The following is a 17,285-nucleotide window of genomic DNA, read 5'->3' as shown; positions in this document are numbered from 1 at the left end:
TAATGGCGGCAATCCTGGATACAAGCAGTCCGTTCGGCACTTACCGTGCCGGATGGCTTGCCAAAGCTGCTTGGCGGGCAGCCGATGCACATCGGCTGCCCGACTGGCTGCGCTACAAGATCCGCCATTTTGTCGCCGATCGGTTTCCTGGCCCCTACGACACAAGCGCTGAAGGTCTCACCTTCCGGATCTATCCGGGTGTCAACCGGGACGACTGGAAGATTGTTGCCAAGGACCGGTTGTCGGAAAAGGCCGAGCGCAAGATGCTGGCGCAACACTTCAACAAGGACGCTGTTTTTGTCGATTTGGGTGCAAACATCGGAACCCATACGCTCTCCGCAGCAGAACTCTGCGCCCGGGTAATCGCGGTGGAAGCCAATCCGGATATTGCGGCAAAGCTGGCCTACAATGTTGAACTGAACAAGCTCGACAATGTCTCGGTCATGTCAGTTGCCGCGGGTCCTGAAGAAGGCACGTTCGATCTGGTGATATGCCCATCCAATTTGAACCTGTCGACATTGTCAGAAGGCCTCGCGCCATCTCTGAAAAAGTCGGAATGGACGACCACTTCGATCCGGGTCAGCCCGCTGGCGGTCATCCTTCAGGACGCCGGTGTGGAGCAGGTGGACGTCCTGAAACTGGATGTTGAAGGTTATGAAGATCAGGCAATCTTGCCCTATTTCCGGACACAGCCGCGCCACAAGTGGCCGCGTGTGGTGATGATCGAAGTCGATCATCAGCCGGAGTGGAAAGAGGATTGCCTCGCAGAAATGACGGCGATCGGATACCGGGAAATCGGAACGACCGGCGCCAATATCATGCTGGAATTGACTGAAGTCCCGGACGAAAACGATCAGGCTCCGGCTTTTGGAATTAAGGAGTTGGCCGAATGAAGAGGGACGCAATGGTGCTCGACACCAGCAGCCCGTTCGGCACCTATCCGCCGATCGGCCTGGTCCGGACGGCGTGGCGGCTGGCAAGTCAGGCCAGGCTGCCAAAAGGCTTGCGCAGATATGTGCGCTTGTTTTTGGGCAAGATCTTCACAGGTCCCTACGATCTGGAAGCGGATGGCCTGAAGTTCCGCGTTTATCCGTCCGACAATTATGATGACCGCAAGGTTCTGATCAAAGGCCGCTTGCCGGAAGTTGAGGAACATAAGCTCATCAAGCCGTTCTTGTCCGACGATGCGGTTTTTGTCGATGTAGGCGCGAATATCGGGGTCTACACGGTTTTTGCCGCCCATCATGGGGCCCGTGTAATTGCGCTGGAACCCAACGCCCATTCGGTCGACAAGCTGCAGTGTAACATCGACGCCAACGGGCTTCAGAATGTGACCATTGTGCCAACCGCCGCCGGTCCGCGCGACGATGTGCTCGAGCTTTATTCGGAAACCTCCAACCGCGGTTTTGGTACGCTCGACAAGCGGGTCACCAACGGCGAATGGGGCGGAGACTGGGCACCCTCGACGGTGAAGATGCGACCGCTGACGACCATCGTTGATGAAGCGGGCGTGAAGAAAATAGACGTCTTGAAAATCGATGTGGAGGGCTTTGAAGACCGGGTTCTTCTTCCCTTCCTGCGTCACGCGGAAAGGAGCCTTTGGCCGCGCGTGATCCTGCTTGAAACCAATTGCCGGCCCTATTGGTCCGAGGATTGCCTGACAGAACTGGCAAACCGGTCCTACAAGGTCACCGGCCGAACGAATGACAACATGGTCTTTGAACTCACGGCGTGAGGCTTTGACTTTTTGGCCCACAAGCCTTAACTGGCGCGAATTTGGGCCCAACGCGGAGCATTGAAAAGATGGTTCAGCTGACGCTACCCCGGAACTCACAAGTGACGGACGGCAAGGTTTGGGACAAGCCGGAAGGGGCGACCAACCTGACCGAATACCGGATCTACCGCTGGAACCCGGATGAGGGCAAAAACCCGAGCGTGGACACTTACTTCGTCAACCGTGACGACTGCGGTCCGATGGTTCTGGATGGTCTCATCTACATCAAGAACAAAATAGACCCGACCCTGACATTCCGCCGGTCCTGCCGCGAAGGGATCTGCGGCTCATGCGCCATGAACATCGACGGCACCAACACCCTGGCCTGCACCAAGGGCATGGAAGAGATCGCTGGCGATGTGGTCAAGATCTATCCGCTGCCGCACATGCCGGTGGTCAAGGATCTGGTCCCGGACATGACCCGCTTTTATGCTCAGCACCGCTCCATCGAGCCGTGGCTGAAAACCGTGACCCCGGCTCCGGAAAAGGAATGGCGCCAGTCCCATGAGGACCGCCAGAAACTGGACGGCCTTTACGAGTGCATTCTCTGCGCCTGCTGCTCCACGTCTTGCCCGAGCTATTGGTGGAACGGCGACCGGTACCTCGGCCCGGCTATCTTGCTGCAAGCCTACCGCTGGCTGATCGACAGCCGGGATGAAGCAACCGGCGAGCGTCTCGATAACCTCGAAGACCCGTTCCGCCTCTACCGTTGCCACACCATCATGAACTGCTCCCAGGCCTGCCCGAAAGGTCTGAACCCGGCGAAAGCCATCGCTGAAATCAAGAAGATGATGGTCGAACGCCGCGTCTGATTTTTGTAGAAGCGTTTGCTTCGGGAATCGAAAATAAGAAAACCGCTCCGGAGGAATTCGGGGCGGTTTTTTGTTCGGTCTGAAGGGTGCTTTTGGATCTGGTCAAAAAATCAGTGTTTTGCTCTCTGGCTGCGCAGTTTTCGCACACCCTGTCCGGATTTGGTCGCTTCCTGAACCGCAGATGGCTCTTAAATTGGCGTGCCAGATCCGGACTGGCGGCTGTGTCCCGCGCATTTTGTGATTCTCATCACACGGCCTGTGTGCACGTTCCTGCGCGCCCTTCGGGAGAGTGTGCAGAAAACTGCACAGTTGGAAAAGGCGTTAACCCCGGTCCGATTCGGTAATCACTATATAAAACAGTAAGATAAGGAAAATTCCCGAAACTGGCACACCGGTTGCAAAGTTGTTGGCATCGGCACCGAACGGAAACCAAACGGCGCCCCAGACTTCGAAAGTGACAGATCAACCGCTTTAAGAGCAGGAGACGGAAAAATGGCAAACGTTGCATACATGACCATCAGTGGTTCCACCCAAGGCGAGATCACATCCGATGCTACAACGGCCGACTCTATCGGCAACAACTGGCAGGAAGGCCACGAGGGTGAATCCCTGGTGTACAAGTTCGAGAGCAACGCAATTGTTCCGCGTGACCCGAACTCCGGTACTGCCATCGGCACCCGCCGCCACCAGCCGACCACCATAATCAAGCCGTTGGACAAGGCGTCTCCGTTGATGTGGCAGGCTTTGGCCACCGGTGAATCCCTGGAGATCACCATCAACTTCTGGCGCACGTCTACTTCTGGCGTCCAGGAGCACTACTACACGATCAAGTACACCGATGCTGTTTTGGTTGAAGGCAAAACCATCTTGCCGGACGTCTTCGATGATGCGAACGCATCCCGCGGCGATCAGGAGCAGTGGTCCTTCACTTACCGCAAGGCCGAGTGGACCCACGAGAAGGCCGGCACATCGGCTTCTGACGACTGGCGCGCTCCGGTCACCTGATCGGCCTCTATTTTTTGCGAAAACCCCGGTCATTTTGGCCGGGGTCTTTGGTTTTGGCGCCCTTAAAACACAAAGGGCGCGAGGATACCGGCCGATACGAGATACCTGCGCCCTTTAGGGTGCTTCAATTGTCTTGCCCCGCTCCCCTTACGCGGCCGTTTGAGCATCTGACGGCATGTCGATGTCCTGTGGCTCCGTAGGCTCAGCCTGTTTCTGAGCCATGGCTAAGAAGGGAGCTGCGATCAATGCCAGTCCATAGGCGGCCAGCGCGAACAATGCCAAAAATGCGATCACGGTGAAGCCAAGGCCGGCCATCACGCAGCCAACCAGCACCACGATCGCACCGGCAAAAGTGGCTGTGGTCTTTTCAAGAATAGATTTCATTTCCAGTATCTCCAGTTTGTCCGGTTGTTTCGATAAACTGGATATGGAAACCCGGTTTTACGTTCCGCTCCGCCGGGCTTTACATTTTTGTAAAGTTGAGCGCGACGCGCAGGCCCGAAGGTTTATTTGAAGACAGCTCGAGCTCCGCGGTGTGCCGGTCGGCGACGGCTCGCACCAGTGCAAGGCCAAGGCCTGTGCCCTCACTTTCCCTGGCAGCGTCCAGACGCACCATGGGTTTGATGATTTCGTCAAAGAGATCGGGGTCGACACCAGGCCCATGGTCCGAAACGCCGATTTCCGACCCACTTGCGAACAAGGTGATGTCCGGGCCGCCATGGACCAAGGCGTTCTGAATGAGGTTTGCAAGCGCCTGGATGAGCATGCTCCTGTCTGCCAGAACGGTTGCACCAGATTTTGCTGAAAGGACAAGCGACTTGCCGGCGTCCTCAACGACAGGGCCATAAATCTCCGCAGCTTCGTCAATGAGGGCGCTCAGATCCACATGTTCAAAGCCTTCCGTTCCGTGGGCGGCCTCGATCCGGGCAACCCGCATGATGGTGTCGAAGATGCCGGAGAGGCGTTCTGCTTCCTCAAGAGCTGCGCCGCGCTCCTCGCCGTCCGGCAGGCTTTCAAGCTGGGCGCGAAGGCGTGCAAGGGGCGTGCGCAGGTCATGCGCGATGCTGGCGCTGAGATTGCGGGTTTGGGCGACAAGGCGCTCCAGCTCTTGAGCGGTTCGGTCGATTTGCCCGGCAAGGTCATCAAGATCATCACTGGACCGGGCAACGCCGATGCGCGCTTCAAGATCTCCCGTCGCCAACCGATCCAAAACCCCCGTGATCCGGGCAAGTCGCCGCTGCACAAGAAAGCCGGCGGCAAGCCCGATGACGAGGACGAGGACAAGCACAACCCCGGCAGTGCTCCAAAGCGCATTGCCCAAGAGCTCCAGGGCGTCTTCGCTGGCATCAAGCGGTACTGCGATCAGCACCGGCTCGCCTTCCTTGTCTCTGGAAATCAGGACCCGCCAGTCTTCTGCACGCCGGAAATCCCGTTTGAGACTGACCGTGCCGCCTCCGGTGCGCACGACCTTCTCAAATTCCTTCGGCAAGTCGCCGACCTCGGAGAGCGGACGGATGATGACTGAGAAGGTGTCTGCCTCGGTATCGTCGGCCTCGACTGTCGCCGCCAAACCTTCAAGGGCTGTATCGACGCGGTTGAGAACGGCCTCCCGGCCAAAGGTGAGCGCCAACAGGATTGCAACCGCCATGCCGACGGCAAAAATGGCTGTGAGCAGCAAAGACAGACGCAAGGTGGAGGAGCGGAGCAGCCAACGGACCCGGTGTGTCAGTACGGCCGAAACCTTGCCGAGCGACTTACTTGCCGAAGACATAACCTTCACCCCGTCTGGTGCGGATCAGCTCATCGTCAAACGGTTTGTCGATCTTGGAGCGCAGCCGGCTGATATGGGTTTCCACGACCGAGGTCGTCGGGTCAAAGCTCATGTCCCAGACCTGCTCCAGAAGCATGGTGCGGGTCACAAGGCGGCCGGGGCGCCTCATGAAATATTCCAGCAGTTTGAATTCCTTGGCCATCAGGTCGATCACCTGTCCCTGGCGTTCGCAGCGGCGGGCCAAAAGGTCCAGACTGAGAACTCCATAGCGTAGGGTGGTGGGCTCGATAGTGCTGGTTCCGTTGCTGTCCCGCCGGCGGCCAAGAGCATTCACGCGGGCCGAAAGCTCGACAAAGGCAAAGGGTTTGGTGAGATAGTCATCGCCACCTGCGTCAAAGCCCTCCACCCGTGCATCCACTTCACCAAGGGCGGTCAGGAACAGCGCCGGGGTGGGGTCTTCGGAGGCGCGCAAGGACTTCAACACGGAGAGGCCGTCGAGACCGGACACCATCCGGTCGAGGATCAAAACGTCATAGTCCTGACCCATGGCGGCGATAAGCGCTTCCTTGCCATCGGTGAAATGATCGACCACGTGGCCTTCTTCACGCAGGCCGCCCGCCACCCACGGCCCGAGCTGCCGGTCATCTTCCAAAAGCAGTATTCGCATTCCAGATCCTTACCCCGTTGAATCGCGTCAAAACAGGAAAAAGGCCGCCATCCCAGGCAGCCTGTTCCCTAGCACGTTCTGTCACCGATTACCCGGCGCGTTTGTTGCCGCCTTTCTTGTAGTCATCATCGTCGTCGTAATCATCGTCCTGTTCGATCTCAAGGATCGTGCCAGACGCCGCGTCGATTTCGACTTCCATTTCAACACCGTCGGCCGTGACGATTTCGACCTCAAAGATTTCTTTGCCGTCTTCGCGCTCAAATTCGGTTTCCTGAACAGTTCCCGGAACCTCTTTCAGAGCGATTTCGATGGCCTGTGCCTCGGTTAAGGCAGTTGGTGATGTTGCCGTTTGTGCAGCGACTGCGCCAACCGCACCCGTTGCCAGAACCATACCTGCGACAACCGTGCCGGCGATGATCTTCATGTTCATTACGCGTCTCCATCTTTGTATGTGAAAGGCTCCCTGCCTTCCGATGAAACAAAGATGGTACAGCCAGTTTGCTGGCCTCTTGAGCGAAGTTTACATTTGTGTAAAGCGTAGAAGATTCAGATTTTTAAGATACTTACGCGCCTCAATGCCCACTGGCTTCCTCTTTCTTGCCTTTCACCATATGCCAGACCGGTTCGATGACCTTTGTGACGATAGGGATCAGGATCAACCCGAGGATCAACCCGAAAATGCCGTCCATGGTTGCAGTCGCGAACCAGCCGAGGAAACCTTCAGCAACGCCAATGGCGTGGGCAACCCCGTGCGCGATGTCGTGAATGGTGTTGTAGAGGCCTTTGATGCCGAGCTCTTTCAAGCCGTGAATGACAATGGAGCCTCCGACCCAGAGCATGGCTGCCGTTCCGACTGTCATGAGAAATTTCATGACGCCGGGCATTGCTTTCACGATGCCAATACCAATCGCGCGGGTCACGCCGAACCGCCCCTCGTGGGACAAGTGCAGTCCAAAGTCATCTGCCTTCACGATCAGCGCAACCGAGCCATAGACCATGACCGTAATGCCAATCGCCACAACTGCCAGTGTGGAGGCCTCCATCCAGATGTTGCTGTCCGGGATTTCGGACAGCGCAATGGTCATGATTTCGGCGGACAGGATGAAGTCTGTCTTGATTGCTCCGGAGACCTTCTGTTCTTCCAGATGGGTTGGGTCTTGCACCAAGTCTTTCGGTTGGTCCGCGTCGTGATGGCCGGGAACAAAGAGGTGATAGACCTTCTCCGCTCCCTCGAAACACAGATAGGCTCCGCCGAGCATCAGCAAGGGCGTGATGACGCCCGGAAGAAAAGTGTTGAGCAAAAGGCCGACGGGCAGCAGGAAGATCAGTTTGTTCTTCAGCGATCCCTTTGCAATGCGCCAGACAATGGGCAACTCACGGGCCGGGGAAAATCCGGCAACATATTTCGGCGTCACCGCTGCATCGTCAATGACAGCCCCGGCCGCCTTGGACCCAGCCTTGGCGGCTTGACCAATCACATCATCCACAGAGGCCGCGGCCACCTTGGCAATCGCTGCCACATCGTCGAGTAGGGCGAGAAGACCGCTCATGGCCGCTCCTGAATCATTTTTTCCGTCAGTTGCGCTGACCATACAGTCTTTTTGCGACAGGCCAAATGCCGGATGATAGCGATACTATGAAAGCGAAGGGTGGTGATTGATGGAGGAAATTGAGAGTTTATTTGCCAGATAAACTACTCGAAAAACACATTAATTCGTATTTTTGAGCTTTAAGGTTGCTTAATCAAATCATGCAAAGAGGGGCCATCCGTAATTTTCTCAGGTCCGTCATTATGTTTTTCGACAATTTTAAAATCGGTTTCAAGATCTGGATCCCGGTTATCAGCCTTGCAGTCTTCACACTGGCCTTGGTGACTTATGATCTCGTATCTCTGCGCTCGATCTTGTATGGCGAACGTACCCACAAGACCCAGACCGTCGTTGAAGTTACCAATTCGGTTCTGAATTACTTTCATCAGCTGGAAACTTCCGGTGAACTTTCCAAGGACGAAGCCCAGAAGTGGGCGCGCAACGTTGTTCGTGCCATCCACTACGATGGCAACAACTACGCTTTTGTTTTTGACCTGGACGGCAACCGCATCGTAAGTGCGAAGCAGTCTTCTGAGGGTAAGAGTGCGTGGAACTCACAAGACAAGACCGGCAAGTATCACGTCCGGGAAATGATTGAGGTTGCCAAGGCGGGCGGCGGTGTCAGCAGTTATATGTGGAACCGCAAGGGGGAAGAAGAGCTTCTTCAGAAGGCGACATGGTCGGAGGTCTTTCAGCCTTGGGGCTGGGTCACAGCGACCGGTGTGTATGTGGATGATGTGTCGGCTGCTTTCTGGTCCAAGGCCAGCGCCTTGATTGGCGTGCTCATTGTCGGCGGTCTGATTGCTGCAGCGATCGCTGTTGCCGCAATCCGCAATATTTCGGTACCGCTCAAGGGTCTGACATTGGGCATGAAGCAGCTTGCTGATGGCAAGACTGATTTCCCCATTGTGGGCACTGACCGGCGGGATGAAATCGGCGATATGGCCGAGGCCATGGAGACCTTTGTTGCAAATGAAAACATGCGCCGCGACCTGGAAGAACAGCAGACCAGTCGTCAGGAGCATGACCTCCAGCGGTCGCGGGCAATCCAGAACCTATCGTCCGATTTCGATGTGCAGGTATCCGGCTTGCTTGAGACGATTGGCGAGTCCGTTGAGAGCCTGCAGCACGCGTCGACCAATCTGAACTCCGGTGCTCAGCAGACCACCAGCCAGAGTGAAGCGGTTGTATCGGCTGCAGCCATTGCATCGGCAAACACCGAAACAGTGGCTGCTGCGGCTGAGGAACTTGCGGTGTCTGTTTCGGAGATCAGCCGTCAGGTGTCGTCGTCCAGCGAAATCGCCTCTGAGGCTGCAAGTCAGGCAGCCCAGACCAACCAGCGAATTCAGGGCCTATCTGAAGCTGCAGCGAAAATCGGTGAGGTCGTGACGCTTATTCAAGCGATTGCCGAACAGACCAATCTGTTGGCTTTGAACGCGACCATTGAAGCTGCGAGGGCTGGCGAAGCAGGTAAAGGCTTCGCCGTGGTGGCTGCGGAGGTCAAGGAACTGGCGACGCAGACCTCCAAGGCAACGGAAGAGATTTCTACGCAGATTTCGAGCATTCAAGGCGAAACCCTTCACGCTGTTGAGGCAATCGGGGCGATTACCAGCACAATCGGCAAGATTAATGAGATCACCACGAGCATCTCAGCGGCTGTGGAACAGCAGGGTGCTGCGACCAACGATATTGCGTCCAACATACAGCAAGCCGCTGCCGGAACGCAGCAGGTTTCTGACAACATCGGCGGTGTGTCGCAAGCTGCAACTGTGACCAACCAGGCAGCGGATGTTGTCTTCACGGCAGCCAACAGCCTGGAAAAAGAAGCTCGGCAACTGCGCGAAAACGTTGGTGCATTTCTGAAAGGTGTCAAAGCCAACGCGACGACCGACGCAGCTTAGTACGCTTCCTGCATCCTTTGAATTGGCGGCTAGCGAAATGTTGGCCGCCAGTTCGCTTTTACTGATCCTGAGTAGCTGGCCAGCTTACAATCCGGGCACAGCGTTGTTTGACTTGGCCAAGTGACGCCGCACCCACGCAACGGAGCGCTCCGCAGCCTCCAAGGCGCCTTCCAGGAAGCCACCGTTCTCCGGCGCGGTTTCTGTACCGGACAGGAACAGCCGGTCGTGCCAGGACTCAACAATAGGCAACGGCCCGTACTGCGGGTGGCTCGTCAGAGTTTCCTGGTCACGCTTTGTGGCCACCAACGGATCCGCTGCCCAAACCTTCAAGAAGACCTTTGCCGGCCGCCCAGCTTCGGGCCCAAAGAGCTCTTTCAACTGCAAGAGTGCCCGGGACACAAAGGCCTCACGATCTGCCGTGTCCTGAACTTCCTGTGGGGCGACGAAGCCGAACAATGCGGCCTCGCCCTGAGGGTCTTCTTCTGCCGAGGTGTCGTGGATTTCGACCAAGGGACCGACATGGCTGATGGCATCGCCGGAAAAGCCCTGGGAGCGCCAGAAGGGTCGATCATAAACAGCAATAAGTTTTGCATGTCCGGCCATCCAGGTTGGAACTGCAGACATGACCTGTTTCGTTTCAGCGACAAGATCCGGCAAAAATGCGATACGCGCTGCGGCCAATCGCGGAGGCAATGCAACGATGACTTGCCGGCAGGAAACGCGGAAGGGGCCTTCAGGTGTCTTTCCCGACACGGTCAGGCCAAAGGTGTCCTGTTCAATTGCAGTAACGGCGTGCTGATAGGCAACTATGCCGTTCGAAAGCCGGGCAGCCAGGCCGTCTGTAATGCGTGCCAGACCGCCAGGTATCCGCAATGCATCTCCCATCGTTGCAAAAGCAAGATCGCGGCGCATGCTGCCCGTCTGATCCTGAAATATGAGATTCCCGGCTGAGTGCTGACGCATCAGGGGCAAATCGAGTTGCTCCGCCAACTGAAGCATTCTTTGATTATGCGGCCAGATCCATGCGGGGCCAAGGTCATAGCGTAGATCAGGCGACGAAGGCCCTGGCAGAGACCGGATGCGTCCACCAGCCGTCTTGCTTGCTTCAAACACCCTTGCGTCGATGCCTAAGCTCGAAAGCAGAGCTGCCGTGGCCAATCCGCAGAGACCTGCCCCGATGATAGCAATGTCTGTCGAGTGTTCGGACATCAGCGGCACCTATTGTGCGAGTATAAAAAAATGCCCACAAACAAACCACTCGCGTTCAGCGTCAATATGGATCGCGTGATTGTTCAATCCAGTCTTTGTCAGATCTTCACATGGGAAAAGAGCTCGCAATATGGCGTAGTTAATAATTTGTACCCAGAGCAGAAACAATTTGCTTAAAGCCCTTAGCGCCAATTTTGGGAATTGTCCCTAGGGTGCCTTTAACGCCACACAGTTGGCGATGGTACTGCAGGGGAAAGAGTGGATATGTCTCAAACAGCGTCACAGTTTGAAACACTTATAAATGCGTCTCACACGGAATTCGGTGAAACTCAAGGCCGGGTGGCTGAAAGCCACTTTTATCCGATCATGGGAAAGAACGTCAGCATACAGGCCATCGTCGAAGGGTCTTTGCTTGCCCAGATCGAACTGGACCCGATCCCGGAATACGGCATCTTCGCTGACTAGTTCAGCTGATCCGACATTGTTTCGGTCTGCTTCGAACAAAAAGAAACCGCTCCGAAGGTGTCGCAGCGGTTTTCTTTTTTGGCTTGTCAGAGAAGCCTAGGTTTGTTTTTGACGCTCAATGAGATCAAGAACACCGACCATTACGACGGCATAAAGCACGTGGCCAACCAGGGCGACCCAAGTGATGCCGGTAAAATTCAAAAAGAATGGCAAACCGGCAATTGCTGTTATACCGCCAATGGCAAAGACCCATAGCCCAACACCGTAGATCGCGGCTGGCAGAAGCCAATGCGTGTCGCCGACAACACGTTGCCAGATCGGTGCGAAAACGTACATCCAGCCGATCGGATAGCCGACAAGGCCGACCAGATAGAAGTGAACAAAATACCCTGCAAAGGCGTTGCTGGGCAGGCCGAGACTTGCCAGAAGGCTTTGTGCCAGGCCGTGAGGTGAGAGATTGGCAAAACCCAAACCCGGGCTGATGACCTGCCCCCAAAGATCAAAAGTAATGGTGGCGAAAAAGCCTGAAATGAACATCAGGCCTATGGTGCTGACCGAAACAGCTGGTGCGGCTGCGGTCAGATGTCTATCTGCTGTTAGTGTTGTCATGATTTCTGCGCTCCCAAATCCGATTGCGATAGACCTCATGTGGGAGCGATATCGTCGGCATTGAAATCAAGGTGTTCCACGCTTCCGTGACTTGATTTCCCTCGAAAAATCAATGCGTTTTATGTGAGGCCGCTTCACGGAAGCTTGGACTGCCAAGGTGTGCATCACTTGCAATGACAGGGGCGTGAGCTGCCGTGAAGCCGATCAGACCTGCAAACGACGCTACCGGACCATAATTGTCAGGATTTTTCGTCCGTTCTGGCCTGGTTTTGGACCCAGGATGGACGCTTCAAAGCGTGTATCAGGATCGGCAGGCCAATGAAGATTACAAACCCTGCCGTTACCACACCGACATAGGTCGCCGGACTTCCGACGGGCAGCTGGCTTGGAGGGAAGAACGAAGTAATAAACGCGAACGCAACTCCGGCAAAGCCGATCCCAGCTACAGCGATCAATCCGCCGAGGCCACCGGGCACTTTATAACTGCGTTCTGCGTCCGGCCGTGTCAGTCGTAGGCGAACAGCGGCCGCGTACATCATCATATACATCACCAGATAAAGTGTGATCGTCATTGCCGACAGCAGGAAGAAGGCGACGGAGACATTTTTCAAGACGAAGTAGAGCAGTGCCAGCACCGTAACGATGCCGCCTTGAATTAGCAGAATCGTTATCTGCACTCCGTTCTTGTTGGTCCGCGCAAGGAAAGGCGGCAACTCGCCGTCACGAGCGGTTCGGAGAAGACCGCGGCTTGGTCCGGTGATCCACGACATCACTCCGGCAAGCGCGCCAAGAGCGATCAACAGGGCAAGGATCGGCACGAGCCAGCTGAGGCCGAATTCTTTCAGCGCGATCTGCAAGGCCTGCATCGGACCTTGGTCGAGGGCAATCTCATTTGCAGGAACAATGGATGCAAGCGCCAGCGAGCCCAAGAGGAACAGTGCGACGATGATTACCACCGACAGAAGGATGGCTTTCGGGAAGTCCCGCACCGGGTTCTTGAGTTCGTTGGCGTGAACGGCATGAACCTCAACACCGGCAAACAGGAGTACAATGCCGCCGAGAAACGCCAGGGATGACAAGCCGGTGATATGTGGAAAGAACCGCAAATGCGCATCGCCGCCGGTCACTGATGTGCTGTCCAGGAAGGCCATCGTTTGCCCATCCGCAATCCAGGCTGCACCGAGTGCGATGATCAGAAGACCGGGGACCACGGTCCCGAGCAGAAAACCAGTGGACGTAAACCGGGCCGCTGCGCTGGTGCCGGTCAGCGCAATAAGGGTTGCAAGCCAATAGGCCGCGATGATGACCGAGCCGGTATAGATACCATCATCGGCAAGCTCCGGTCGCCCGATGACATAGGCAAGGGACGCAGCGGCGAAGGCAAGTACGGTCGGGTACCAGACTACGTTTTGGATCCATTGCAGCCAGATGGCGACAAAACCCGCCCGGGCGCCAAACGGGGCTTTCACCCAATCGTAGATACCGCCGGTTGAATGGGCGAACATGCCGCCAAGTTCGGCAGCGACCAAAGCGGCTGGTATCAGGAAAATGAAGGCGGCGAAGCCGATGTAGAACAGCAGCGTCGTACCTTCAACGGCCATCAACGGCAGGCCGCGCAGGCTGACTACGGCAGCGACTGTCATCATGGCAAGACCGAGAACGGTGATTTTTCCGGTCGCTGAGGTGTCCTTGGCCGGACGCTCCGCGCTAGCCTGAGCGGGATCTGACATTGGTTTATCGTCCGTGGTGGAAGGAGGCTTTGGCTTCCCGGTTGCTCATCGGATTCCGATCCAGGAATTCGATCGTCCGGCTCATGTCCTCGATCAACAGTTCCATGAGATCGCGGCCGATCCCATGGCGGACCATGACCCGCTGGACAATGAGGTTATGCCGGTTTGCTGGAAGCGGATAAGAGGCAATTTGCCAACCGCGCATGCGCAACCGCTCCGACACGTCGTACAGCGTGTAGCCGCGGTCTGTGCTGTTCTTCAGGGAATAACAGACAGCCGGCAGACCTCCATCGCCGTTGTAGAGCATGTTGAAATGCCCGGTCTTTTCCAGTTCAGTTGCCAAATACTGCGCCGTGTCGGCACAGGCGCCTTGTACGTCGGTATACCCTTTCCGGCCGAGACGCAGGAACTGGTAGTACTGCGCCACGATCTCGCCAGCGGGCCGGGAAAAGTTGAGCGCAAATGTTGGCACCTGGCCGCCCAGATAGTCGACGTTGAAAATCAACTCTTCCGGTAAGTCTTCCGGTTCCCGCCAGATCGCCCAGCCGACGCCGAGCGGTGACAAGCCATACTTATGGCCGGATGCGTTGATTGATTTCACACGGGGCAACCGGAAATCCCAAACAACGTCCTCGTGCAGGAACGGCGCAATGAACCCGCCAGAGGCTGCGTCCACATGGATCGGGATATCAAGGCCGCGTTCAGCTTCGATCCGATCGAGTTCTTTCGAGAGCGCTTCCACCGGTTCATAAACGCCGGTGAAGGTGACGCCGAGGGTCGGAACGACGCCGATGGTGTTTTCATCGACTGCCTCAGCCACTTGTTCAGCGGTCATGCAAAGCTCTCCGTCAAGGATCGGGAGTTCCCGCAATTCGACATCGAAGTAGCGCGCAAACTTGTGCCAGCAGATTTGTACCGGGCCGCAAATCAAGTTGGGTTTGTCGGCCGGTTGGCCGGCGGCTTCCTTGCGCTTGCGCCATTTCCACTTGAGAGCAAGGCCGCCCAGCATCGCAGCTTCAGAAGACCCGGTCGTTGAACATCCAAGCGTGGTTTTTGCGTCCGGGGCATTCCACAGATCGGCAAGAATGTGGACGCAGCGGTGCTCGATCTCCGCCGTCTGCGGGTACTCGTCCTGGTCGATCATGTTCTTGTCGACACAGTCCTGCATGAGCTGCTGGGCTTGAGGGGGCACATAGGTTGTGCAGAAGGTCGCCAGGTTTTGGCGAGAGTTGCCATCAAGCAGCAATTCGTCGTGGATCAGATTGTAAACCGTATCGGGGAGCGAAGAGTTCTCCGGCATCCGGAACTTTGGCAACGGCTGTTCAGACAAATCGCGGGCATAAAGGTCAAAAACGTCGTCCCGCCGGCCGGGTTTGGATTGATGCAATGCCACTGGAAACCTCCCTGTGAATACAGGCGTGTTATGGATATCCCATACGACCATAGAATTCAGATGATGTGCAATGCCTACCCTGGGCAGTGCATGCTTTCCTGTGACCCGCGTCACAAGCGGTCCATTCAGTGGTAGCCGCTGAGGAATCCATCGATGCGAAAAAAGAAAACGCCCCGGACAGCCACCCGGAGCGCTTGATTGAGCAGAGGAATTTCTCGGTTGGCGAGTGGCCTAGGTCAGCCTTTGGCCTTGCAGACCAGCAGTGTGCTGTTGCACCAGCCGCGCAGGCCCGGCAAGCGGCCAAGGGTCCGGGTCAATCCGATTTCCGCTGGTTTCAGCGGACCCCACTCGAAGGTCTTGGAACGCAGGTGATGGAACAGTTTCCCATGCCGGTTATTTTCCTTGTACCAAGGGCTGAACATGGGAGTGTAAGGCAGGACGCTGAGGTAACCGATGCCATGGACTTCTTCGATATCGGCGGCCTTCTCGACGATATTCATCCACTCTTTGAGTGTGAAGCGGACATGGTGCTCCGGATAGTGCAGGTGGCCGAATCTCAACCGGTCGAGCCGGTAGAGCTGCGGCACGACCGCAAGCACCAGACCACCCGGTGCGACCACTTCGCAGCATTGGCGCATGGTGGATTCAATCGCCTCGGCCTTGCCAGGAAGGTGCTCCAGAACATCCAGTAGAGTAATGACATCCGGGCGCCAGGGCAGGTCTTCCTTTCGCTCTGACAGTTTCGTGGCGTCGAGCACGATGTCCGGCTGGAAAGCGGCTTCGTAGTCGGCGCCGCAATATTCAAATTCCAGCCCGGTTGCGGCCAGATATTCCTTGGAGATCGAAGTCGAGCAGCCGATATCCAGGATCTTTGGTGTTTCCGTGCGGCCTTTGGCCCAAGATTTGATTTTCCGCGAAACCGTGTCGAATTTCACGGTTCCGTAGAGATTTTGCTTTGAGTTCGACAGCTTCTTCACAAGGTACTGTGAGTGTACTGTCAACTCGTTGGTTGTATCGGTCATAGCTGGTCCCTCTGCTCAATCCACAGCTGTGTACACAACGCCTCGCTGGCTGGCGTGATGCGATGAATTCCCGGCTCGTACGGATAAAAGGTGATGTCCGACATCAGGACGATGAGTTCGCCCAGGATGAGTTCGACGATCTCATCGGCAACGCTGCCGGATCCCGGAATGAAGTTCGCCGGATAGCCGTCGTTAACGAGGCAAATCTGACGCTCGCCGTGTCCAATGTCGTTCTGGAAATGGAAGGCCCGGATTGATGCATGAATAACGGCGCTTGGCGCGGTTTCCAGATAATCGACATCGATCTCAATGCGCCGGGAACTGGCGCTTGCGACCATGCAACCGTTGCGCAATTGGCGCAGCACCTGTTCCGTGATCGACAATCTGCCAGCTGCGCCGACGATCAGATCGCACTTGTCCAAATCCCTTGGTGACATGTGCGCCTGAAGACCGGAGAGACGCGCTTCTGCCACCTTGAGTGGATCGGTGTCGATCACCATCGGAATGACATCAAGGCGGCGGAACGCATGGGCAACACCGGAGCCGATCCATCCCGCCCCAAAGACGGCCGCATGCCGTCCGGCAAGAGAATTGCCAAGATCCCTGGAAAGACCGTCCAGGCAGCGCACAATGGTTTCACCACATCGTTTGGCTTCCAGCCGCTTCAGTTCGCTGTCGGCGCAATGCAGCACTGGCACTTTCAAGTTGAGCTGTTCGGCCCGCCACACACCTTGTTTGGTGATCTCGACGACGCCCTCAACAAGGTCCAACTGATCGGCGAAACGTTCATGAAGCAGTTCAACGACATAGCCGCCAACTTCCTGGATCACCAGTTTCTGACCAGATGAGCGGCACTGCAGAAAACTTTTCTGGATGGCTGCGGCAAGCGTTTCCTTGAAATCGTCCTCGGTCTTCGGGCAATTCACGATGGAGCCATAACGCGATTGCCATTTCGTGCGTGTCGCGTCGCTGCCGGAAGAATATGGAATGCCGATGATGGCATCGAAATCCATGATCCCAGCCAAGGCATCAATCATCCGCATGGTGTCGTCGAACAGATGCGCGACCAGCATGAAGCGATGCGTTTCTGCCTGGCACAGGTCGAGGCGTTCGACCAGCGCCGGAAGATAATTCGCCCGGCGCACATAATCAGCGCTGGCGCCAAGAGCCATATTGTTTAACGGTGTCATTCACAAAGTGTCCTTTGTTAACGAATTATTAAGAACTGGCCATGCAGCAGAAGACAAGCAGGGGTTGCCAAAAATCTTGGTATAAACCGGATTTATGGTTAACCCGCTTTTGTGATAACTCGATTACTCTGAGTTGAGACCTTGGCTA

17 protein-coding genes are annotated in these 17,285 nt (G+C 56.2%); 6 read left to right on the top strand and 11 right to left on the bottom strand.

Translation table 11 applies throughout. The features are described from left to right. Positions 1 to 2: 2 nt before the first annotated feature. From SADFL11_RS15835 to SADFL11_RS15820, 4 genes are all read left to right on the top strand, one after another. A complete protein-coding gene (locus SADFL11_RS15835) occupies positions 3 to 893 on the top strand; it encodes an FkbM family methyltransferase (protein ID WP_008189179.1) in 891 nt (296 codons plus the stop codon). Next, positions 890 to 1,735, top strand: coding sequence for an FkbM family methyltransferase (locus tag SADFL11_RS15830; RefSeq protein WP_008196458.1), 846 nt, complete (start codon positions 890 to 892; stop codon positions 1,733 to 1,735). The genes SADFL11_RS15835 and SADFL11_RS15830 overlap by 4 nt, the downstream gene beginning before the upstream one ends. A 68-nt stretch (positions 1,736 to 1,803) precedes the next feature. Beyond that, entirely contained in the window at positions 1,804 to 2,586 is a 783-nt protein-coding gene (locus SADFL11_RS15825; RefSeq protein WP_008189735.1) for a succinate dehydrogenase iron-sulfur subunit, read from the top strand. A gap of 492 nt (positions 2,587 to 3,078) precedes the next feature. Beyond that, entirely contained in the window at positions 3,079 to 3,591 is a 513-nt protein-coding gene (locus SADFL11_RS15820; RefSeq protein ID WP_008193018.1) for an Hcp family type VI secretion system effector, read from the top strand. A 147-nt stretch (positions 3,592 to 3,738) separates the two neighbouring features. Here SADFL11_RS15820 and SADFL11_RS15815 read toward each other — a convergent pair whose 3' ends face one another. The 5 genes from SADFL11_RS15815 to SADFL11_RS15795 form a co-directional block, all read right to left on the bottom strand. After that, positions 3,739 to 3,975: a hypothetical protein gene (locus SADFL11_RS15815; protein ID WP_008195944.1), complete on the bottom strand. Its 237-nt coding sequence runs from the start codon at positions 3,973 to 3,975 to the stop codon at positions 3,739 to 3,741. 79 nt (positions 3,976 to 4,054) lie between these two features. Next, on the bottom strand, positions 4,055 to 5,362 hold the full coding sequence (locus SADFL11_RS15810; RefSeq protein WP_228198208.1) for a sensor histidine kinase: 1,308 nt from the start codon (positions 5,360 to 5,362) through the stop codon (positions 4,055 to 4,057). Then, complete coding sequence (locus SADFL11_RS15805) at positions 5,346 to 6,029, bottom strand: winged helix-turn-helix domain-containing protein (protein ID WP_008191050.1); 684 nt, start codon at positions 6,027 to 6,029, stop codon at positions 5,346 to 5,348. The genes SADFL11_RS15810 and SADFL11_RS15805 overlap by 17 nt, the downstream gene beginning before the upstream one ends. Before the next feature lie 88 nt (positions 6,030 to 6,117). Next, the gene (locus tag SADFL11_RS15800) at positions 6,118 to 6,459 is read right to left on the bottom strand and encodes a PepSY domain-containing protein (RefSeq protein ID WP_008193174.1); all 342 of its coding nucleotides are present in this window, start codon (positions 6,457 to 6,459) and stop codon (positions 6,118 to 6,120) included. A gap of 142 nt (positions 6,460 to 6,601) precedes the next feature. Then, entirely contained in the window at positions 6,602 to 7,579 is a 978-nt protein-coding gene (locus tag SADFL11_RS15795; RefSeq protein ID WP_008190907.1) for a DUF808 domain-containing protein, read from the bottom strand. A 242-nt stretch (positions 7,580 to 7,821) separates the two neighbouring features. On the opposite strand from SADFL11_RS15795, the gene SADFL11_RS15790 reads away from it, so the two are divergent. After that, positions 7,822 to 9,519, top strand: a complete 1,698-nt coding sequence (locus tag SADFL11_RS15790; protein WP_008196467.1) for a methyl-accepting chemotaxis protein — start codon at positions 7,822 to 7,824, stop codon at positions 9,517 to 9,519. Positions 9,520 to 9,603: 84 nt separating this feature from the next. On the opposite strand, the gene SADFL11_RS15785 is transcribed toward SADFL11_RS15790, so the two are convergent. Further along, positions 9,604 to 10,728: a flavin monoamine oxidase family protein gene (locus SADFL11_RS15785; protein WP_040452734.1), complete on the bottom strand. Its 1,125-nt coding sequence runs from the start codon at positions 10,726 to 10,728 to the stop codon at positions 9,604 to 9,606. A gap of 264 nt (positions 10,729 to 10,992) precedes the next feature. On the opposite strand from SADFL11_RS15785, the gene SADFL11_RS15780 reads away from it, so the two are divergent. Then, positions 10,993 to 11,193: a hypothetical protein gene (locus SADFL11_RS15780; protein ID WP_008192660.1), complete on the top strand. Its 201-nt coding sequence runs from the start codon at positions 10,993 to 10,995 to the stop codon at positions 11,191 to 11,193. Between the two features lie 96 nt (positions 11,194 to 11,289). Here the strand turns inward: SADFL11_RS15780 and SADFL11_RS15775 are convergent, their stop codons facing one another. The 5 genes from SADFL11_RS15775 to SADFL11_RS15755 form a co-directional block, all read right to left on the bottom strand. Continuing rightward, positions 11,290 to 11,802, bottom strand: coding sequence for a hypothetical protein (locus SADFL11_RS15775; RefSeq protein ID WP_040452735.1), 513 nt, complete (start codon positions 11,800 to 11,802; stop codon positions 11,290 to 11,292). A 239-nt stretch (positions 11,803 to 12,041) separates the two neighbouring features. Continuing rightward, a complete protein-coding gene (locus SADFL11_RS15770) occupies positions 12,042 to 13,532 on the bottom strand; it encodes an amino acid permease (RefSeq protein WP_008194681.1) in 1,491 nt (496 codons plus the stop codon). Between the two features lie 4 nt (positions 13,533 to 13,536). Further along, a complete protein-coding gene (locus tag SADFL11_RS15765; protein ID WP_008190852.1) occupies positions 13,537 to 14,919 on the bottom strand; it encodes a glutamate decarboxylase in 1,383 nt (460 codons plus the stop codon). A gap of 242 nt (positions 14,920 to 15,161) precedes the next feature. Then, on the bottom strand, positions 15,162 to 15,947 hold the full coding sequence (locus SADFL11_RS15760; protein WP_008192417.1) for a methyltransferase domain-containing protein: 786 nt from the start codon (positions 15,945 to 15,947) through the stop codon (positions 15,162 to 15,164). Further along, positions 15,944 to 17,137 carry a Rossmann-fold NAD(P)-binding domain-containing protein gene (locus SADFL11_RS15755; RefSeq protein ID WP_209002622.1) on the bottom strand — a complete coding sequence of 398 codons (1,194 nt, stop codon included), beginning with the start codon at positions 17,135 to 17,137 and terminating at the stop codon, positions 15,944 to 15,946. The genes SADFL11_RS15760 and SADFL11_RS15755 overlap by 4 nt, the downstream gene beginning before the upstream one ends. Positions 17,138 to 17,285: the final 148 nt, after the last annotated feature.

Source organism: Roseibium alexandrii DFL-11 (assembly GCF_000158095.2).
Taxonomy (GTDB): Bacteria; Pseudomonadota; Alphaproteobacteria; order Rhizobiales; family Stappiaceae; genus Roseibium; species Roseibium alexandrii.
The sequence above is the reverse complement of the archived record's forward strand: the minus strand, read 5'-3'. Positions and strand labels throughout refer to the sequence as shown.